18 protein-coding genes and 3 tRNA genes are annotated in these 20,192 nt (G+C 58.0%); 8 read left to right on the top strand and 13 right to left on the bottom strand.

From position 1 onward, the window contains the following. Positions 1 to 8 precede the first annotated feature (8 nt). From EYD00_RS04590 to EYD00_RS04575, 4 genes are all read right to left on the bottom strand, one after another. Entirely contained in the window at positions 9 to 593 is a 585-nt protein-coding gene (locus tag EYD00_RS04590) for a NuoB/complex I 20 kDa subunit family protein (protein WP_003496467.1), read from the bottom strand. Further along, positions 584 to 949 (bottom strand): NADH-quinone oxidoreductase subunit A, encoded by a 366-nt coding sequence (locus tag EYD00_RS04585; RefSeq protein WP_003496469.1) that lies wholly within the window; start codon positions 947 to 949, stop codon positions 584 to 586. The genes EYD00_RS04590 and EYD00_RS04585 overlap by 10 nt, the downstream gene beginning before the upstream one ends. A 435-nt stretch (positions 950 to 1,384) precedes the next feature. Then, positions 1,385 to 1,461: transfer RNA gene (locus EYD00_RS04580), tRNA-Asp, on the bottom strand. Between the two features lie 41 nt (positions 1,462 to 1,502). Continuing rightward, positions 1,503 to 1,579, bottom strand: a tRNA-Asp gene (locus EYD00_RS04575). Positions 1,580 to 2,026: 447 nt separating this feature from the next. Here EYD00_RS04575 and EYD00_RS04570 point away from each other — a divergent pair. Beyond that, positions 2,027 to 2,102 (top strand) — tRNA-Val (locus EYD00_RS04570). A 322-nt stretch (positions 2,103 to 2,424) separates the two neighbouring features. Further along, positions 2,425 to 2,562: a hypothetical protein gene (locus tag EYD00_RS25850; protein WP_006697989.1), complete on the top strand. Its 138-nt coding sequence runs from the start codon at positions 2,425 to 2,427 to the stop codon at positions 2,560 to 2,562. 192 nt (positions 2,563 to 2,754) lie between these two features. On the opposite strand, the gene EYD00_RS04565 is transcribed toward EYD00_RS25850, so the two are convergent. The 5 genes from EYD00_RS04565 to clpP form a co-directional block, all read right to left on the bottom strand. Next, positions 2,755 to 4,953: an esterase-like activity of phytase family protein gene (locus tag EYD00_RS04565; protein ID WP_004441305.1), complete on the bottom strand. Its 2,199-nt coding sequence runs from the start codon at positions 4,951 to 4,953 to the stop codon at positions 2,755 to 2,757. A 341-nt stretch (positions 4,954 to 5,294) separates the two neighbouring features. Then, positions 5,295 to 5,570 (bottom strand): DNA-binding protein HupB, encoded by a 276-nt coding sequence (gene hupB / locus EYD00_RS04560; protein WP_003502360.1) that lies wholly within the window; start codon positions 5,568 to 5,570, stop codon positions 5,295 to 5,297. Positions 5,571 to 5,855: 285 nt separating this feature from the next. Continuing rightward, complete coding sequence (gene lon, locus EYD00_RS04555; RefSeq protein ID WP_004441301.1) at positions 5,856 to 8,273, bottom strand: endopeptidase La; 2,418 nt, start codon at positions 8,271 to 8,273, stop codon at positions 5,856 to 5,858. A gap of 414 nt (positions 8,274 to 8,687) precedes the next feature. Continuing rightward, positions 8,688 to 9,965 carry an ATP-dependent Clp protease ATP-binding subunit ClpX gene (clpX, locus tag EYD00_RS04545; protein WP_003521528.1) on the bottom strand — a complete coding sequence of 426 codons (1,278 nt, stop codon included), beginning with the start codon at positions 9,963 to 9,965 and terminating at the stop codon, positions 8,688 to 8,690. A gap of 292 nt (positions 9,966 to 10,257) precedes the next feature. Further along, a complete protein-coding gene (clpP, locus tag EYD00_RS04540) occupies positions 10,258 to 10,890 on the bottom strand; it encodes an ATP-dependent Clp endopeptidase proteolytic subunit ClpP (RefSeq protein WP_004441299.1) in 633 nt (210 codons plus the stop codon). Between the two features lie 447 nt (positions 10,891 to 11,337). On the opposite strand from clpP, the gene EYD00_RS04535 reads away from it, so the two are divergent. After that, positions 11,338 to 12,585 carry a GGDEF domain-containing protein gene (locus EYD00_RS04535; protein WP_004441298.1) on the top strand — a complete coding sequence of 416 codons (1,248 nt, stop codon included), beginning with the start codon at positions 11,338 to 11,340 and terminating at the stop codon, positions 12,583 to 12,585. A gap of 78 nt (positions 12,586 to 12,663) precedes the next feature. Beyond that, positions 12,664 to 13,911 carry a cytochrome P450 gene (locus EYD00_RS04530; RefSeq protein WP_004441295.1) on the top strand — a complete coding sequence of 416 codons (1,248 nt, stop codon included), beginning with the start codon at positions 12,664 to 12,666 and terminating at the stop codon, positions 13,909 to 13,911. Between the two features lie 12 nt (positions 13,912 to 13,923). On the opposite strand, the gene EYD00_RS04525 is transcribed toward EYD00_RS04530, so the two are convergent. Beyond that, positions 13,924 to 14,694 (bottom strand): SDR family NAD(P)-dependent oxidoreductase, encoded by a 771-nt coding sequence (locus tag EYD00_RS04525; RefSeq protein WP_162471989.1) that lies wholly within the window; start codon positions 14,692 to 14,694, stop codon positions 13,924 to 13,926. A gap of 89 nt (positions 14,695 to 14,783) precedes the next feature. Between EYD00_RS04525 and EYD00_RS04520 the strand changes: the two genes are divergently transcribed. Next, positions 14,784 to 15,098 (top strand): ArsR/SmtB family transcription factor, encoded by a 315-nt coding sequence (locus tag EYD00_RS04520; protein WP_004441293.1) that lies wholly within the window; start codon positions 14,784 to 14,786, stop codon positions 15,096 to 15,098. Between the two features lie 23 nt (positions 15,099 to 15,121). On the opposite strand, the gene EYD00_RS04515 is transcribed toward EYD00_RS04520, so the two are convergent. The 3 genes from EYD00_RS04515 to EYD00_RS04505 form a co-directional block, all read right to left on the bottom strand. Beyond that, positions 15,122 to 15,466, bottom strand: a complete 345-nt coding sequence (locus tag EYD00_RS04515) for a cupin domain-containing protein (protein ID WP_004441292.1) — start codon at positions 15,464 to 15,466, stop codon at positions 15,122 to 15,124. A 15-nt stretch (positions 15,467 to 15,481) separates the two neighbouring features. Further along, complete coding sequence (locus EYD00_RS04510; protein WP_004441291.1) at positions 15,482 to 16,765, bottom strand: O-acetylhomoserine aminocarboxypropyltransferase; 1,284 nt, start codon at positions 16,763 to 16,765, stop codon at positions 15,482 to 15,484. A gap of 73 nt (positions 16,766 to 16,838) precedes the next feature. After that, on the bottom strand, positions 16,839 to 17,273 hold the full coding sequence (locus EYD00_RS04505; RefSeq protein WP_004441290.1) for a CoA-binding protein: 435 nt from the start codon (positions 17,271 to 17,273) through the stop codon (positions 16,839 to 16,841). An 895-nt stretch (positions 17,274 to 18,168) separates the two neighbouring features. On the opposite strand from EYD00_RS04505, the gene EYD00_RS04500 reads away from it, so the two are divergent. The 3 genes from EYD00_RS04500 (at position 18,169) to rpsI (ending at position 20,191) form a co-directional block, all read left to right on the top strand. Then, positions 18,169 to 19,005 (top strand): EamA family transporter, encoded by an 837-nt coding sequence (locus tag EYD00_RS04500; RefSeq protein ID WP_004441289.1) that lies wholly within the window; start codon positions 18,169 to 18,171, stop codon positions 19,003 to 19,005. A 251-nt stretch (positions 19,006 to 19,256) separates the two neighbouring features. Further along, the gene (gene rplM / locus EYD00_RS04495; protein ID WP_004441288.1) at positions 19,257 to 19,721 is read left to right on the top strand and encodes a 50S ribosomal protein L13; all 465 of its coding nucleotides are present in this window, start codon (positions 19,257 to 19,259) and stop codon (positions 19,719 to 19,721) included. Positions 19,722 to 19,723: 2 nt separating this feature from the next. Continuing rightward, entirely contained in the window at positions 19,724 to 20,191 is a 468-nt protein-coding gene (gene rpsI / locus EYD00_RS04490; protein WP_003521540.1) for a 30S ribosomal protein S9, read from the top strand. The last annotated feature ends 1 nt before the right edge of the window (position 20,192 follow it).

The following is a 20,192-nucleotide window of genomic DNA, read 5'->3' as shown; positions in this document are numbered from 1 at the left end:
CTTTGCCCTTAGCGCTCGATCGTACCGGTACGCCGGATCTTTTTCTGCAGCAGAAGCACGCCGTAAAGCAGCGCTTCAGCCGTGGGGGGACAGCCCGGAACGTAGATATCCACCGGCACGACGCGATCGCAGCCGCGCACGACGGCGTAGGAATAATGGTAATAACCGCCGCCATTGGCGCAGGAACCCATGGAGATGACGTAACGCGGCTCAGGCATCTGGTCATAGACCTTACGCAGAGCCGGAGCCATCTTGTTGGTCAGCGTGCCGGCGACGATCATCACGTCCGACTGGCGCGGCGAGGCGCGCGGGGCGACACCGAAGCGCTCCATGTCGTAACGCGGACCGGAAGCCTGCATCAGTCCTTCGACGGCGCAGCAGGCGAGACCGAACTGCATCCACATCAGCGAGCCGGTACGGGCCCAGGTGATCAGTTCGTCAGTCGAGGTGACGAGGAAGCCCTTGTCGGCCAGCTCGTCGTTGATTTCCGTGAAGTAGGCATCGTTGCTGCCAACCGGCTTGCCGGTGGAGGGGTCGATGATCCCCTTCGGCTGCGGCGCGACGAGCGTGCTGTTGTTCTGGCTCATGCCCATTCCAGCGCTCCCTTCTTCCACTCATAGATAAAGCCGATGGTGAGAACGAGGAGGAACACCATCATCGACCAGAAACCGAACCAGCCCATCTCACCGAAAGACACCGCCCATGGGAACAGGAACGCGACTTCGAGGTCAAAGATGATGAACAGAATCGACACCAGATAAAAGCGGATATCGAACTTCATGCGGGCATCGTCGAAGGCGTTGAAACCGCACTCGAAAGCAGAGAGCTTTTCCGGGTCCGGCGCCTTGTAAGCGACAGCGAAAGGCGCGATCAGAAGCGCCAGGCCGATGACAAGAGCGATACCGATGAATATTGCGATCGGAATGTAGGAACTGAGGAGTTCAGTCATGGTCTCTTCCCTGCCCGGCCGGGTGCCGGGCCTGCCTTTGTGACCTTAGTCTCAAAGAGCGGACAAATATGTTGCAACGCCAAAGTGGTTAGCGCAGCCGCGCCCTCTCTGCAAGAGTTTAGGCACCATTTCAAGACACCTGCCGCATTGATTGGCAACAATATTGCCGGAATTGACGCAAATTTGGGCCACATTTCCGACCTAAGCCCCTCAAATACAATAATAATCGATTGAAGGACGCAACCGCAAAAAAGTCACACGATTTTTACGCCCAAACGTTGGCGAAGTGACGATATCGGGAAATCGAAACTTGACTAATAAAAGCAGGAAAAATCCCGCGGGAAACGGCCGGAATCAGAGACCGGAATCGCCGAAGACAAAGCCGCGCAGACCGCGCATCGATTGTTCAGATGGAGACATTTCAAGAAGGAGAAATGGCGCGAGTGACGGGGCTCGAACCCGCGACCTCCGGCGTGACAGGCCGGCACTCTAACCGACTGAGCTACACCCGCGCTCCACAGACATTCATCTGCGTTTTTTCCGAGGAACAGGATGGCGCGAGTGACGGGGCTCGAACCCGCGACCTCCGGCGTGACAGGCCGGCACTCTAACCAACTGAGCTACACCCGCTTATCCTGACGGACAGAACCTTGGTTCCGCCGTACGAACCAGCCTCGGCTGTTCGTTGAGCGGCTAACTACGGCGTTCGTGCGGGGGTGTCAAGCAGGTTTCACGACAAAAGAATAAGCTTTTTCATTTTGATCAGGAAAAACCCTGGGGCCTTTTATCGACGCTCCGGCAAATGCCCTGTTTTGCGGGCTTTTCCCAACGAAAACAAAAAACTTGTCCACAGCCAGCCGCTTTATCAACGTCATTTCTACGGGGCCGTCATGACGTCATTGGTTTCTGAATTTACCAAAAAGCCCGCAGTTCCCGGCTTTTTACCCCTCCCCTTCGGTGGAGGGAAAAACCTCCCCGAAAAAAAACAAAAAAACTTCACAAAAGCCCTTGCGGTTTTTTTCCGATCCGAATACATCACGGCCACCGACGCGGCGGACATGATCCGCAAGACGCGAAGGGCGATTAGCTCAGTTGGTAGAGCGCCTCGTTTACACCGAGGATGTCGGGAGTTCGAGTCTCTCATCGCCCACCATTCCTTCTCACAGTGATTTAAAGCAGCCGCGCCGATCGCGGTTTGAACCGTACGCGGTTGCGCTTCACCATGTATGCTTGGCTTCGATGCGCAGCCCCTGCCCTCGGTGGCATGGAAGGGGCCATGGTCGCGCGTTACTGCGGTGTAGAATCACATTTCCCAGTTGCCGCGCCGTGCCAAACCGGGACTTTCGTTTCAGATTCGCACAGCCGCAGCCATCCCTGTTTCACCCCGCAACATACCGAAAAATAAGCAGATTTAGAATTTTTAAAGAGATTTGGGGCATTGTTTTCAGGCCGTTTCATGATGAGCGGTGGAACTGATGGATGAAACCATGTCACTCGACGCGTTTGTTACACTCGCGCTTATTGCGCTGCCTGTTTACATTTTTTTCCGCTGGGTCCAGCAGGATTCGGAGAAACCAGATATTTCCAAAAACAAGAATTCCATGGGGCGGTGATCCGGGCGCTGGGATCGCACCATTATCCCGGACGACCTCCGGAGAGAACTTTCGATCACCGATGCGAAGCGGCAATACCTTTTGAGGGCTTGCATATGACGTATCGTATAAACGCCCGGCATTCAGACCCATACCGCATTAAAAAAGCCGGGCTATGCCCGGCTTTTTCCGTTGCGGCGCTGTCGTGTGCAATCAGTTGATCGCCTTCATCTCGACCTTGAAGAACAGCGTCTCGCCGGAAGAATCATCGACGCCGTCATTATCTGTCACGGCATAGGCCGTTCCCGCCTTGTCGAAGGTGAAGCCTTCCAGCTTGTCGACGACATAGCCGTTGGTCTGGGCCTTGAGGTCCGGCAGGAAGTCATGGGCTTCCTGCTTGGTGACCAGCGGCAATTCGCCACCGATCTCGCCCGGCTTCAGGTCAGCAATCGCCACGCGGTAGAGCTTCTTGATCTTGGCCTTGTCACCGATCTGGTTGTCGCGCTCGACGATATAGACATTGTCGCCCTGTGCGGTGATTTCGGACAGGCCGACCCAACCGGCTTCGGTCTTATCGAGCGGGTAGCGCACGGCGCCCCATTCCTTGGATTTCGGATTATAGGAGACGAGCTTGACGAAGCCCTTCTCGTCGGTGCCCCATTCGCGCTGCACGGCCATCCACAGCGTCGCGTCATCGCCCTTGCCGATCATGGTAACGCCTTCGAAACCGAAGCGGGTATCGCCGGCGAGCAGTTCCTTTGGCAAGGCGATTTCGGCCTTGATTTCGCCCTTGGCATTGACGTTGTAGAGCGCATGCGGAACAAGCTTGGCGCTGTCGCCTTCGGAGGCCAGCCAGAACCCGCCCTTGCCATCCAGCGTGATGCCTTCGATGTCAAGCTTCTGCGCCGCAATGCCGTCGCGCTTGACACGCAGCACGTTGGTGATGGTGGCGGGCTTCTTGGTCGCGTCGATGGTGTAGATCGACGGCTGGTTACCATAGACCGAGTCGGACACGGCATAGAGGATGCCAGGCTTCTCGGCATCGCCTACCAGACCCGAAAGAGCGCCCCAGCCGATAGGCGCACCATCGACAGTGGCGGATACCAGCTGCGGATAGGCCAGCTCGCCCTCGGCGCGTTCATAGATCATGACATGCGAGCGGGCGCCGCCGTCTTCCACCAGATCGGCCTCATTGGCCGTGACGAGGAGGTTGCGCGCGGGGATGGCGACAGCGCCTTCCGGCGAAATGCCTGAAGGCAGGAGCTGCGTTAGCTGCGGCTCTGCGCCGGTATCCTTATAAACAGCGGCAATGGAAGCGCGCTCGGCAAGCACGAAGAAGTACTTTTGACCATCAAAGGTCGCCGTTTCCAGACCCTCCGGCTCGATGCCCTTGGCCTTAGAGCGTTTTTCCGGATAGTGGCCAATGGCCGCTACCGCGTGCTCGAGCAAAGCGCCGGCTTCATAAAGGAGCTTGCCGGTCTTGTCGAAAATGGTGAAGCCGCGTGCACCGCCCTGCCAGTCGCCCTCGTTGGCGATGACGATACGGTCATTGTCCAGCCACTTGACGGCGTCAGGTTCGCGCTTGCGGCCTTCCTGCTTGTCGGTGAATTTCAGCTGGCCATCGGTCTTGGTGTCGATGCCTTCCAGATTGACGGTGCCGGCAGAGAAATGCGTCTTCACCGTGCCGGTCTTGCCGTCGATGATGATGATATGGTTGTTTTCCTGCAGCGTCAGAGCGATCTCGCCATTGGCATTGATCGAGACGAATTCCGGCTCCGGATCCTCAGGGGAAATCTCGGCGAGACCGGTAACGTCGATCTTCTTCAGCGTCGCGCAGTCGGCAACGCCGTCCTTCAGGCCGACGGTGACGAGATAACCGGCTGGCATCTGCGGCAGAGCGCCTTCGTTCACCTCTTCATCACGTTCGTTTTCGATAGCGATGGCGGCAAAGGTTTTATCCGGAGACACCGCGACCGAATCCGGTTGACCGCCGAGATCACAGCTCGCCTCGATCTTCTTGGCAGCGATATCGACAGTCACGAGCTTGCCGGAGGGCTTGGCGCGGTTTTCCGAGGTATTGACGCCGGCGAGAACCTTGAGACCGGCCACGGCAACGGAGGTCGGCTCACCTTCCAGCAGCAATGCGCCGCCGGCCTTGGGAGCCTTGGCATCGGTGATGTCGATGAAGCCAATGCCCCCGAGCGGGCTGTCCGAATAGATCAGCGTCTTACCGTCTTCGCTGGCGGTGATGATTTCAGCCGAGGTCAGGGACTTGGCGTCCTTGTCCGCGGGCAGGTTCTTCGCTACCGGGAAAGAAGCAATGCGGTTAAAAACCGGCTCTGCGGCCGCCGGAAAGGCTGCAGATGTAAGTAGAGCCGCGGTCAAGGCCATCTGAGAAAATCGGAACGCCATTTTATCCCCCTTGGGTCCAGAAATATCCCAAGGCTTCTGCGTCACGGACATGACAGTGGCATGACACTTCATGGCCCGGAATCAAAAAGCCCGGCCGCAAAGGCCGGGCTTTCGTGTTTATGCGCATATTCCGTATATCGAAACGCCGTGTGTCCGGATGGAGGCTACACAGGCACGCCCGACTTTCATTCCATACCATTCGGCATAAACGGCGCCGCTCGAAAGAACTTTCGAAAGGCACGCTCCTTAGACCGGTTGATGGCGTGAGCGCGTCAAAACATGCTTCCTCGTGAACCTGAAAAGCCGCCGCCCGCCGCGGGCGTTACGGCTTTCCGGAAACCTTACGAGTTGACGGCGTCCTTCAGGCCCTTGCCTGCGGAGAACTTCGGAACGTTGCGAGCCGGGATATCGACTTCAGCACCCGTGGAAGGGTTACGGCCCTTGGAGGCTTCACGACGGCTGACGGAGAAGCTGCCAAAGCCGGCGAGGCGGATATCGCCACCGTTCTTCAGTTCGCTCTGTACGGTTTCGAATACGGCATCAACAGCGGAAGCAGCATCTGCCTTCGTGAGACCAGCCTTTTCGGCAACAGCAGAGACGAGCTCGTTCTTGTTCATGTTTCCACCCCTTTCAATGGTTTGAAACGACTCAAATTAAGCCGGCGCAGAATACGTTCGTATCCGCGCGCAGCAACTCAAAAGCGCTGGAATCGCCTGAAAAACAAGGGGTCTGCGGTTTTTTTCACAAAAAAGGCCGACATTTCTGCCGGCCTTCCCCATAATCGTGCCAATTTCGCATCACTTGCGCCGACCTGAAGCCGTATCTTCGTCGTGAAGCCTAACGCATTGAATCTACGCAGGACCTGTCGCGAGCACCGATTCCGGCCCTCGCGACGACGCGTCTCAATGCGCGATGGTCTGGCTGCCGTCATCAACGCCTTCGACCGTTGCGATCACCGGCGTCTCGATGCTGCCATCCCACTCGATGGGCTCCGGCTGGCGGATGAGGGCGTGCTTGATAACCTCGCCCATGCGCGACACCGGAATGATTTCCATCTCGTTCTTCACATTGTCCGGAATCTCCGCCAGATCCTTGGCGTTTTCTTCCGGGATCAGCACCTTCTTGATGCCGCCGCGAAGCGCTGCAAGCAGCTTTTCCTTCAGGCCACCGATCGGCAGAACGCGACCACGAAGCGTGATCTCGCCTGTCATCGCCACGTCCTTCGAGACCGGAATACCGGTCATGATGGAGACGATCGCGGTTGCCATGGCAACACCGGCGGACGGACCGTCCTTCGGGGTTGCCCCTTCCGGAACGTGCACGTGGATGTCGCTCTTGTCGAAGCGCGGCGGCTCGATGCCGAAGTCCACTGCGCGCGAACGGACATAGGATGCCGCCGCCGAAATGGATTCCTTCATCACTTCCTTGAGGTTGCCGGTAACCGTCATGCGGCCCTTGCCCGGCATCATCACCCCTTCGATGGTGAGCAGCTCACCGCCGACTTCCGTCCAGGCAAGACCCGTTACGACACCGACCTGATCCTCGCGCTCGGCCTCGCCGTGGCGGAACCGCGGAACGCCCAGATAATCCGGAACGTTTGCTGCGGTAACCTCAACAGACTTGACCTTGCCCTTGATGATCTCGGTGACAGCCTTGCGCGCCAGCTTCATCAGCTCGCGTTCGAAGCTGCGCACGCCCGCCTCGCGGGTGTACTGCTGGATGACAACCATCAGGGCATCATCGGTGACCGAGAATTCTTCCGGACGCAGGGCATGTTCCTTGATCGCCTTGGGCAGCAGGTGACGCTTTGCGATTTCGCGCTTTTCGTCTTCCGTGTAACCGGCGATGCGGATCACTTCCATACGGTCCATCAGCGGGCCGGGAATGTTCAGCGTGTTGGCCGTGGTCACGAACATCACGTCGGACAGGTCGTATTCCACTTCCAGGTAGTGATCCATGAAGGTGGAGTTCTGTTCCGGATCGAGAACCTCGAGCAGTGCCGACGACGGATCGCCACGGAAATCCATGCCCATCTTGTCGATTTCGTCGAGCAGGAAGAGCGGGTTTGCCTTCTTGGCCTTCTTCATCGACTGAACGATCTTGCCCGGCATGGAGCCGATATAGGTGCGGCGGTGACCGCGGATTTCCGCTTCGTCACGAACGCCACCCAGCGCCATGCGCACATATTCGCGGCCGGTCGCCTTGGCGATCGACTTGGCGAGCGAGGTCTTGCCGACGCCGGGCGGGCCGACGAGGCACAGGATCGGGCCACGGATCTTCGTCGCACGGGCCTGCACGGCCAGATACTCGACGATACGCTCCTTGACCTTGTCCAGACCGAAATGGTCCTGATCCAGGATCTTCTCGGCATTGTTGAGGTCCGCCTTGATCTTGGACTTCTTGCCCCAGGGCAGACCAAGCAGCCAGTCCAGATAGTTGCGCACGACAGTCGCTTCCGCGGACATCGGGCTCATCTGGCGCAGCTTCTTCATTTCCGCTTCGGCCTTTTCCTTGGCCTCCTTGGAAAGCTTTGTCTTGGCGATGCGCTCTTCCAGCTCGGCCATCTCGTCACGGCCGTCCTCGCCGTCGCCGAGCTCCTTCTGGATCGCCTTCATCTGCTCGTTCAGGTAATATTCGCGCTGGGTCTTCTCCATCTGGCGCTTGACGCGCGAGCGGATGCGCTTTTCGACCTGAAGAACGGAAATCTCGCCTTCCATGAAGCCAAGCGCCTTTTCAAGCCGCTGCTTCACGCTGACGGTTTCCAGCATTTCCTGCTTTTCGGTGATCTTGATCGACAGGTGCGAAGCGACCGTGTCGGCGAGCTTCGAGTAATCATCGATCTGACCGGCAGCGCCGACAACCTCGGGCGAAATCTTCTTGTTGAGCTTCACATAGCTCTCGAATTCCGAAACGACCGAACGCGAGAGCGCCTCGATCTCGACCGGATCTTCGGCAGGCTCCTGCAAAGGCGTCGCAGACGCTTCGTAGAAATCCTCGCGACCGGTATAGCTGTCGATCTGGGCGCGGCCCTTGCCTTCCACCAGCACCTTCACGGTGCCATCGGGAAGTTTCAGAAGCTGCAGGACATTGGCGACCGTGCCGACCTTGTGGATGGCTTCAGGCGCCGGATCGTCGTCGCTGGCGTTGATCTGGGTAACAAGCATGATCTGCTTGTCGGAGCCCATGACTTCCTCGAGCGCACGGATGGATTTTTCCCGCCCGACGAACAGGGGAACGATCATATGCGGGAAAACGACAATGTCGCGCAGGGGAAGTACCGGATAGGTACCGCCAGATGCCGCAGACGTGATGTTCGTCATATCATTTCCTTTCCATGGTCCCTTTCGGGACACTTTGCCGAACGTCTTGGGGGCGTCCGGCATATTCATTTCTCGAGACTGAAAGTGGAGTTTCGAAACACCGATTTCAAGTCGTCGGAGCAGACGGCCTTACGCGACGGCAGGACCGTGAAATTCAACAAAACTCAGCGCTGGCTAATACTACCGACATTTCCGGTTATCCTCGAGGGCTCAGGAACCGGGTCGCCGACGAAATTCACATTTCCGTCATATCGCGCTGCAAATCAGTTGTAAGACTTTATCAGCAAAGCGCAATCCGCTCCAAACGCAAAATCGGGCTTCGTCAAGTTAGCCGCAAGTTTCGTAAGACCCATCTAATAGAAAAGGCCCGCACGGATGCGGGCCTCTGATTTCATCAAACATCACAGCAGCCGATTACGCCGAGACGTTGGTCTTTTCTTCCTGACGGTCCGCATAGATGTAGAGTGGACGCGCAACGCCGCTGACGACGTCATTGGAAATGACCACTTCGCGCACGCCCTCCAGCGTCGGCAGTTCGAACATGGTGTCCAGCAGGATCTTTTCCATGATCGAGCGCAGGCCACGGGCACCGGTCTTGCGGGTGATCGCCTTGCGGGCGATTTCGCGCAGCGCGTCCTCGTGGAAGGTCAGCTCGACGTCTTCCATCTCGAACAGGCGCTGGTACTGCTTGACCAGAGCGTTCTTCGGCTCGGACAGGATCTGGATCAGCGCATCTTCATCCAGGTCTTCCAGCGTCGCCAGGACGGGCAGACGGCCGATGAATTCCGGAATGAGGCCGAACTTCACCAGATCTTCCGGCTCCAGCTCGCGCAGCACTTCGCCCACACGACGGTCGTCTTCCGCCTTGACGGTCGCACCGAAGCCGATCGAGGTTTTTTCGCCCCGGGCCGAGATGATCTTGTCGAGGCCGGCAAAAGCGCCGCCGCAGATGAACAGGATGTTGGTCGTGTCCACCTGCAGGAACTCCTGCTGCGGATGCTTGCGGCCGCCCTGCGGCGGAACGGAAGCGACCGTGCCTTCCATGATCTTCAGAAGCGCCTGCTGAACGCCCTCGCCCGATACGTCGCGCGTGATGGACGGGTTGTCCGACTTGCGGGAAATCTTGTCGACTTCGTCGATATAGACGATGCCGCGCTGGGCGCGCTCGACATTGTAATCCGCCGCCTGCAACAGCTTCAGGATGATGTTTTCCACGTCCTCGCCGACATAACCGGCTTCGGTCAGCGTCGTTGCGTCCGCCATGGTGAAGGGAACGTCGATGATGCGGGCGAGCGTCTGGGCAAGATAGGTCTTGCCGCAGCCCGTCGGGCCGACGAGCATGATGTTCGACTTCGCCAGCTCGACATCGCCATTCTTGGAGGCGTGCGCGAGGCGCTTGTAGTGGTTATGAACGGCCACGGACAGGATTTTCTTCGCCTGCTTCTGGCCGATGACGTATTCGTCGAGGATCTTGATGATGTCCTGCGGGGTGGGCACACCCTCGCGCGACTTCACCATAGACGTCTTGTTCTCCTCGCGGATGATGTCCATGCACAATTCGACGCATTCATCGCAGATGAATACCGTCGGTCCGGCAATGAGTTTCCGGACTTCGTGCTGGCTCTTGCCGCAGAATGAACAATAGAGTGTATTCTTAGAGTCGCCGCCGTTGCTGCCGCTGACTTTGCTCATATCTCTTTCCTTCCAGCACGCCGCAGGTCCGTCAAACGGATCGCGGTCAACTTACCGCCCGCAGATACGGCCGCCCTTGGGGTGCATCGCCGTATCCGCCTCGTTTCCCGGGGTACTAACCGTATCAGATACAGGAGCTGATAACCGGCGGCAACGAATTCCCCATTAAACCAAAGGCCGCGTCATAAAAAATCAACATAGCCTTTATATATACTAATATCGCTTTCTGTTCCGGTTGAAAGCCCCGAAATTACTTTTGCGGGGTCAAACAAACGTCAAAAAGCGTCGCGCCTCAATTCGCGACGGCGCCTTCGATTTCCTGGCGCGAGGTCAGGATCTTGTCGATCACGCCCCAGTCCTTCGCCTCGTCTGCATCCATGAAATGGTCGCGATCAAGGGTTTTTTCAACCTCTTCGAGCGTGCGGCCGGTATGCTTCACGTAGACTTCATTGAGGCGGCGCTTCATCTTGATGATGTCGCGGGCGTGGCGTTCGATATCCGAAGCCTGACCCTGGAAGCCGCCCGATGGCTGGTGCACCATGATGCGTGCGTTGGGGGTGGCGAAACGCATTCCCTTTTCACCGGCAGCGAGAAGCAGCGAACCCATGGAGGCAGCCTGGCCGACGCAGAGCGTGGAGACCGCAGGGCGGATAAACTGCATCGTATCGTAGATCGCCATGCCGGCGGTCACGACGCCACCTGGCGAATTGATGTAGAGCGCAATTTCCTTCTTCGGGTTCTCGGCCTCGAGGAACAGCAGCTGCGCGCAGACGAGCGACGCCATCTGGTCTTCCACCGGGCCGGTGAGGAAAATGATGCGTTCCTTGAGAAGACGGGAAAATATGTCGTAGGAGCGTTCGCCGCGATTGGTCTGCTCAACGACCATCGGCACCAGAGCCATGGCGGTATCAACTGGATTTTTCATGTCCGTCCTTTGTCAACTCTGCCCGTTGCGGAAACCGCCCCGGAATCACTTCTAACCTTCATACTCCCTACATAGAGTGTCCCTGCCCCGTACTTCAAGACACGAAGCCGCATATCCTTAACGGCTCAACAGCGTTTGCAGGGCTTCGGAGGCCGGCCGCGGCGGGCTTTTGCACCCGTTCGTCCCGGCCGCAGCCATTTGTCTCCCCGCCATCAATTTTTTACCAAGACTGGCGAGGACCAAAAAAATGTACTTCATGCACAGATATAACTTCTAACCGGCAAGAACTCGTTAGTATTTGCTGCTGATACTGAAAAACGAATTTCGGTTCCCATCGGCGAACAGCCCTATCCGGGCGAAATGGCAGCTCAACAATTCAGCGGGAATAACGCACGTCGTGCGAGCTTCTCCGCTTTTGCCGCATGATGGCGCAGATAGGATTTTGCAATGCTGGATGCAAAGACGAGCACGCTACTATGGGCGGCGGAGACGTTCACCCTTGCCGTGCTTTTGGGAACGCTGTGGCTGCACCGCCCTTCCCGCCGGCACAATCTCTATTTCGCCGCCGGCTTTCTCGCCACCGGCTTCGGCACCGTCATGGTGGCGTTTCGCGGAGATATTTCCAGTTTCCTGTCCATTCAGGTCGGCAACGCGCTGGCGCTTTCCGCCTTCGGCTTCTGGCTCGCGGGCCTCTTGTCCCTGGAGAAGCGCAAGCTCGCTGGCTGGATTGCCATTCCGGCCCTCCTGTGGATCGCCGGAATGTTCGTCCCACCCGTGCGAGAAAACATGGTGGCCCGGATCCTGCTTTATCACGCCAGTGCGGCCACGGGCTATTTCATGCTCGCCGGTGTGCTTCTGGCAAATGGCGAGCGCAGGTCGCGCAGCAGAAAAGTTCTGGCGACGATTCTGATCCTGCAGGCTTTTGCCGGCGCCGTCGTCGCCTCCATTGTCATCCCGGCCAATGCGGCCGCGCCCAACGCCATTCCGCTGACATCGGCGCTCGCTTTTTCCGGCATGCTCGGCTTCACGGCCATCATCATGATCAGCGCCAAGATCATCATGGAGGATACGGAGCTTCGTCTCCACCGGCTCGCCATGACCGATCACCTGACCGGTGTCCTTAACCGGCGTGGTCTGCTGGAGGAGTTCGACCGCATCAAGAAGCGCTCACACGGCTCCAGCCGATATGTCGCGCTTGTTCTCTTCGACATCGACCATTTCAAGAAGATCAATGACAGATACGGCCACCAGTCCGGCGACGCCGTCCTCGTGCATTTCTGTCAAATCGCGCAACGCGCGATCGGCGACCGCGGCCTTTTCGTGAGGATGGGCGGCGAAGAGTTCGCGCTGGTGGCGGAGGTCGAAAGCCCCTCCAGCACCGTCACGCTTGCCGAATCCATCCGTAACAATCTGCTTCTTTCGAAAATCACCTCACGCGGCGAACCCATCAAGGTGACGACCAGCGTCGGCATATCCGAAGCGATGATCAAGGACGCCGAGCTGAATGTGATGATGACCGAGGCCGACCGAGCGCTTTATGCCGCAAAGAAAGCCGGGCGCAATCGGACCGTAATCCACGTAAATTCGGCCAATGTCGTCGTGCCCGCCTCGGACCGTGACGAAAACCCTATGGATAACAATGCCGACCGGCAGGTCGCGGCGCTGAACCGGATATCCGCAATTGCCAGCCGGTGAAGGTGTAACCATTTGGTGACATATGAAGGAACGCCTGCCGCCCTTCCCAAAGCGCCAAGCGCGGAATAAACCATCAGCATGACAGCGACGTTTCCCTTTCTCAAAATCGATTCCGCCACCCGCCACGTTTCACTCGATGCGCGCGACCCAGCTTTTTACAACGATCCGAACCCCGTCTACGCCGCCCTGCACGCGCAATGTCCCACTTTCTACTGGGAAGAGCAGCGGCAATGGTTTTTCACCTCTTATGACCATGTCAGCTCGCTACTGCGCGACCGCCGGTTTGGACGACAGATCCTGCATGTGGCAAGTCGTGAAGAGATCGGCCTGCCAGAGCCGCTTGAGCATGTGAAGCATTTCGACCTGGCCGAGCAGCATTCGCTTCTGGAACTGGAGCCGCCGGAGCATACGCGGCTGCGCACGCTGATCAACCGCGCCTTCGTGTCACGGCATGTCGACAAGATGAAGCCGGAGATCGAGGAACTCGCCAACCGGCTGATTGACGCTTTCGAAGAGAAGGGCGAGACGGAACTGCTTTCCTCCTACGCCGATATCATCCCGGTAACGATGATCGCCCGGATGATCGGCATTCCCGAGGAAATGGGGCCGCAGCTGCTGAAGTGGTCGCATGCCTATGTCGGCATGTACATGTTCAAGCGCACACCGGAAGACGAGCTTCTGGCCGACAGGGCTGCGAAGGAATTTTCGGATTATGTGCGCAGCGTGATCGCCGAGCGGCGGGCCAAGCCTGAGGACGACCTGCTGAGCCACATGATCCATACCGAGCACAAGGGTCAATATCTGACCGACGACGAGCTGGTGTCCACCACCATCGTCCTGCTCAACGCGGGCCATGAAGCGACCGTTCATCAGATCGGCAATTCCGTGCGTATCATTCTGGAGAGCGGGATATCGCCGCAGACCTTGTTCAGCGACGAGGCCGCCACGGAACGCACGGTGGAGGAAACCCTGCGGATCTGCGCGCCGGTGCACATCTTCCAGCGATGGGTTCTGGAGCCGGTCGAGATTGACGGCGTGCAGTTCAAGCGCGGCGACAAGGTGAGCCTGATCCTGGCTGCGGCCAACCTCGATCCGTCAAAATTCCCTGATCCACTGACCTTCCGGCCGGAGCGCAACGAAGGCGCCAATGTCTCCTTCGGCGCCGGCATTCATTTCTGTATCGGCGCGCCATTGGCAAGACTGGAACTGAACCTTGCCCTGCCACTGCTTTTCAAGCGCCTGCCGCGCCTGAAAATTGCCGAGCCGCCCAAGGTCAAGGATGTCTATCATTTCCATGGGCTGGAGCGGCTCGATCTCAGCTGGTAGCGTGTGCAGGCCTTAAATCTGGGCCAGACCGCCATCGACCGAAAGCTCGACGCCGGTGATGTAACTGGCCTTTGAAGAGGCCAGAAACAGAACGGCCTCAGCGATCTCGTCGGGGTCGGCCATCCGGCCGATCGGCGCGGCATCCTTCAGATAAGCCTCGAAACCGGCGATCTTTTCTTCATCAAGCTTCAGGCCGTTTTCCATGATCGGCGTGCGGGTCACGCCCGGGCTAACCGTATTGACGCGGATGCCCCGCGCCTTGAGGTCGTTGGCAAAACTGCGGGCGAATGAGCGAACGGCCGCCTTGGAAGCATTATAGGCGCTCAACCTCTCCAGGCCCTTGTTGCCGACGATCGACCCGGTGAGCACGATCGAGCCGCCATCGCGCAGGACCGGCAGCAATGTCTGCACGGTGTAGAAAACGCCCTTGACGTTGATGTCGAAAATCCGGTCGTACAGCGCCTCGTGGGTATCACCGAGGTCATTGTTCTCGGCGATGCCGGCATTGGCGACGAGCACGTCCACCTTCCGGCCATCGGCTTCAATGCGCGCCTTGAGCCGCTCCAGATCGGAGAGCTTGGCAACATCGGACGCGAAGCCGATCGCCCCCTGCCCGAGCCTGGCGACCGCTGCCTCGAGATTGGCGGTATTGCGGCCTGTCACGTAAACGGCGGAGGCTCCGCCTTCCAGAGCCAATCTCGCGACGGAAAAGCCGATTCCAGTCGACCCACCGGTGACGACCACGACCTGCCCACTGAATAATCCAGACATTGCAAACTCCATGAATGTCGTAATTTCCGAATAACCATAATTCGGTATTTCGGTTTTATTGAAATATTGAAGCTTGTCAATCCATGTGCTAGAGGCGGTCCATGGCTCAGTTTTTTCATCCCGCACGCGAAGACATTTCGCTCACGGCCGTGCTCGCCGCTCTTGGCGAACCGGCACGCATGGGCATCATCCGAAAATTATGGGGCTCCGAGACCGGACAGAATTGTGGAGCCGCAGCACCCTGCCAGGACATGCCGCGTTCAACCCTTTCCAGCCATATGCGGATCCTGCGGGAGGCAGGCTTGATTCGAACCCACAAACAGGGTGTCGAGAATATCAGCGTCGTCCGTGTCGACGATTTGGAAGCCCGCTTTCCCGGGCTCCTTCAATCCATCATCTCGTTCGACCAGCTATAGCGTGACCGAGCGGATTTCCGCCGTCACAGCCTGATGACATAGTCTTTTCGTGTTGTCTCCACGACTTCCCAGGTGCCGGTAAAGCCGGGCCGCAGCACAAGCCTGTCGCCCGGTCTGAGGTCACGCGGGGGCCCGCCATCCTCGGTCAGGATGGAATGGCCCTCGAGGATGCTGAAATATTCCCATTCGTCATAGACGACACGCCATTTTCCGGGTGTGGATTGCCAGATGCCGGCATAAATTCCGCCCTGCGCTTCCTCCAGATTCCATGTGGTGAATTTGGGGTCGCCGGAGATCAATCGCTCCGGCGCTGGCGCACCATGCTCTGCTTCGAGGGGAGCATCTTCGAATGTCAGTAGGTTGCTCATCGCGACGCCGACCTCTCAGACTTTTGCAAGCGATTGTTCAAGATCGGCAATGATGTCGTTGACATCCTCGATTCCGACGGACAGACGCACCACATCCGGACCGGCGCCGGCCGCCGTCTGCTGCTCCGGCGTCAGCTGGGCATGGGTGGTGGAAGCCGGGTGGATGACAAGCGAGCGCGTGTCACCGATATTGGCGAGATGGGAGAATAGCTGCAGCCCTTCGACCAGTGCCTTGCCGGCCGCATAACCGCCCTTGACGCCAAATGTAAAGACCGAACCCGCGCCCTTCGGCGAGTAACGCTGCTGGAGGGCGTGATTGTCGCTTTCCTCCAGGCCGGCATAATTCACCCAGCCGACCTTGGGATGTGCCTTAAGCCATTTGGCGACGGCAAGCGCATTGTCTGAATGGCGTTGAACGCGCAGCGGCAGGGTCTCAATTCCCGTGAGAATGAGGAAGGCGTTGAAGGGCGAAATCGCCGGGCCGAGATCGCGCAGGCCAAGCACGCGGCAGGCGATGGCAAAGGCGAAATTACCGAAAGTCTGGTGGAGCACGACGCCGGAATATTCGGGCCGGGGCTGTGACAGGGCCGGAAACCGGTCAGTTGCCGACCAGTCGAAGGTTCCGCCGTCAACGATGATGCCGCCCATGGAATTACCGTGGCCTCCGAGGAATTTCGTCAGCGAGTGCAGTACGATGTCTGCACCGTGTTCCAGCGGTCGCAGCAGATATGGGCTTGCCATCGTGTTGTCGACGATCAGCGGCAGGCCGTGCCGATGGGCAACTTCGGCAATTGCGGCGATATCCACAAAGGTGCCGCCTGGATTTGCAAGGCTTTCTATGAAGACGGCGCGCGTGCGCTCATCGATCTGCTGTTCGAAACTGGCGGGATCGGTGGCGTCGGCCCAGCGAACCTGCCAGTCGAAACCTTTGAAGGCGTGGCCGAACTGGTTGATCGATCCGCCGTAAAGCTGACGGGCGGCGATGAAATTGTCGCCGGACTGCAGCAGCGTATGAAAAACCAGCAATTGTGCGGCGTGGCCGGAGGCGACGGCAAGCGCTGCGGTACCACCCTCAAGCGCGGCCACACGCTCTTCCAGAACCGCCTGAGTGGGGTTCATGATGCGGGTGTAGATATTGCCGAACTCTTTCAGCCCAAACAGGGCGGCGGCATGATCCGCATCACGGAAAGCGTAGGCCGTCGTCTGATAGATGGGTGTCGCCCGTGCGCCGGTCGTAGGATCAGGCTGTGCGCCCGCATGGATGGCCAGCGTTGAAAAACCGGGATTGCTGCTCGGCATGATGTTTCCTCCAATGGAATTCTGGAGGGATCATAATGCCTTGACGCCAAATGATAAGCCCAATCCGTACCAACTATCGTGCGATATTGAGACGCGGATACTCAATTGCCGGGCAACGGTTCATCACCACGTCAATGCCATAAGCCTCGGCCTTGGCGGCGGCATTATCGTCCCGCACGGATAGCTGACCCCAGATCACCTTTGGGCGTTGCGGCAGCAAGATCGCCTCGTCGACAATCGCGGAAAGATATTCCGGCGCACGAAACACATCGATCATATCAACAGCCTCGGGAATATCGGCCAGCCGGGCATAGACCGCCTGTCCCAGTATCTCCTTGCCCGCCTGACCCGGATTGACCGGAAACACGCGATAGCCCTTGGACAGCAGGAAGCGCATGACGCCATGGCTCGGCCGATCCGGATTGGGCGAAGCTCCCAGCAGGGCGATGGTTTCGACATTCGCCAGGATTTTCCTGAGGTAATCCGCTTCGTAAGTATCATGCTGCATGTCAACTTATTCCTTTGGCATACCACCTGATCCAGAGAGGCGCAGGCGTCTGGAGCGTTGCTTCAATGCCCACCAGCCTCTCCTCTCCCGCATGGTTCCAGCGCCGGCAACCTTCACGCCGTTTCATGCGATGCCATTCTCATCTGGGACGCTCCGGTCTTCTCCGGAACCCCGAAAGCGCAACAAACAATATCTCCGCCGGATCGGCACTCTGCAACCCCGTTTTCATCCACGCAAAATGATTTCACAAAATCGCGCACACACCGGATGTATTGAGTATTTTCATCCACTTTTCAAAAATTGCGCCGAACGGCCATCGAAACAGGGGAAAACAACATTAGCGTGCATTCCATGCGCTCTTCGTCTCCTGTTTGTTTTCATTCCGTTCACCGGTTATTTAGCCGCGACTAATTTTCAAAAAGTTATTTCGTAAACCAACCATTCTATAAGTCTGCAACGTTATAGTGGAGTTTCGATGGGGATTCTGAAATTTATTTTCATTGATGATCATACGATTTTAGTCGCCCGCACGCTCATTTGAAACGCCAGGCGCAATACCGACAACTGGGATAAATGGTGTGCTCTGTCATTTTTCAAGGAAATCCGCAGCGCGAGGCAGAGCCGCAAGCCGTGCATCAGACGTTATTTTCCGGATTAAATCAGAAGCAGGAAAGCGTGTCTCATGCGCGATATTGGATCTCGTTTTTTCATGACGCATAGAAATCAAAAATTTGACGCGTGTCATAATCCATAAAAACAAGCCCGTAGGCACGGGATTGGGGACGACCTCGGCGAGGCAATTGAAAGCGTACACCTACCCGTCCGGAAAATGACTTCCAGTTTCTGAGGCCAATGCTGTAGATTGCCCGAAAAGCCCGCGAGCGAGTCTCTGACTGTGACATTCGACATTCTTATTCTGGTGCTTCTGGGCGCAATGCTGCATGCCGGATGGAATGCGCTGGTCAAATCCGGTTCCGATAAATCGCTGGACGCCTCGTTGATTGCGGCGGGGGCTGCAGCCTGTTCGCTGCCGTTTCTGCCTTTCCTGCCGTTTCCCTCGCCAGTCGCCATTCCCTTCCTGATCGCCTCAGCCGTCCTGCAATTCGCTTATTTCCGCCTTGTCGCCGCCGCCTATACGATCGGCGACATCGGCCTTGTCTATCCCGTCATGCGCGGCGTGGCACCCTTGATCGTGGCGGCGACGAGCAGCCTGTTCCTGAGCGAGATTTTGAGCCCGCTGGCGATTGCGGGCATCGGCGTCATCTCCGCGGGGATCCTGACGCTTGCTTTCGAGGCAAGGCGCGGGGGCGGAAAGGCGATCATGGTCGCCCTGCTCAACGCTTTCGTGATTGCATCCTACACCTTCGTCGACGGTGTCGGCGCAAGGCTTTCCGGCAACGCCATCTCATACACGCTCTGGATGTCTCTGCTGCCACCCGTGCTGCTGTTCGGTTTCGCGTTTTACCAGCGGGGCGCTGGCCCCGTCGTCCAGCATGTCCGGCGCAACTGGTGGCGTGGCCTTATCGGTGGCGGCGGCTCCATACTCTCCTATGGGCTGGCGCTCTACGCCATGACCAAAGCGCCTGTTGCCGTCGTCGCAGCACTCCGGGAAACCTCCATTCTTTTCGCGCTGGTGATATCAGTGGTGATCCTGAAAGAACGCGCCAGCATCTGGCGCTACCTTGCCGGAGGCATCATTGCAGCGGGCGTTCTGGTGATGCGGCTGGGGTAAAACGAGGTCAGATGATGGGGTAAAATAATACCCCATCACCAACCGTTTGTTTTTACTTGGTTATTTTTGCGACCTCCAAAATCGATCATATTGACGCTTTCGTTCGCGCACCGTATAAGCGCGCCAGATCGGATTCCAGCCGGAATAGGGTCATTTGCGGTAGCCCTTATCGGCAACCAAACCAAGCAACAAGAAACGCCCGTATGCTCTTCATGAAGAGGATGACGGGTCCACGTTAGAAAGTGAAATTCATGTCTACTTTCGTTCAGAAGCCCGCTGAGGTGGAGAAGAAGTGGGTCATCATCGACGCCGAAGGCCTCGTTGTTGGTCGCCTCGCCACCATCGTTGCAACCCGCCTGCGCGGCAAGCACAAGGCTACCTACACCCCCCACGTTGATGATGGCGACAACGTCATCGTCATCAATGCGGAAAAGGTTGCCCTCACCGGCAAGAAGTATTCCGACAAGAAGTACTACTGGCACACCGGTCACCCGGGTGGCATCAAGGAGCGTACGGCTCGCCAGATCATCGAAGGCCGCTTCCCGGAGCGCGTCGTTGAAAAGGCCGTCGAGCGCATGATCCCGCGCGGTCCGCTCGGCCGTCGTCAGATGAAGAACCTGCGCGTTTACGCCGGTTCCAACCACCCGCACGAAGCACAGCAGCCGGTCGTTCTCGACGTTGCCGCGCTCAACAAGAAGAACGTAAGGAGCGCCTGATAATGGCCGATCTTTCCTCTCTGAAAGACCTCGCCCCGGCTTCGGAAGCTTCGGCTCCCGTGCATGTCCGCAAGGTTGATACCCTCGGCCGCTCCTACGCGACCGGCAAGCGCAAGAACGCCGTAGCCCGCGTATGGGTCAAGGCGGGTTCTGGCAAGATCATCATCAACGGCCGCGATTTCACCACGTATTTCGCACGTCCGGTTCTGCAGATGATCCTCCAGCAGCCGATCGTTGCCGCTGCCCGCACGGGTCAGTTCGACATCATCGCCACCGTTGCCGGTGGTGGTCTGTCCGGTCAGGCCGGCGCCGTTCGTCACGGTCTGTCCAAGGCCCTCACCTACTTCGAACCGGGCCTGCGCTCCGTTCTGAAGAAGGGTGGCTTCCTGACCCGCGACAGCCGCGTTGTCGAGCGTAAGAAGTACGGTAAGGCCAAGGCCCGCCGTTCGTTCCAGTTCTCGAAGCGCTAAT

The organism is Agrobacterium sp. 33MFTa1.1 (assembly GCF_004328495.1).
GTDB lineage: Bacteria > Pseudomonadota > Alphaproteobacteria > Rhizobiales > Rhizobiaceae > Agrobacterium > Agrobacterium pusense.
This window is presented reverse-complemented; position numbering and strand designations above follow the sequence as displayed.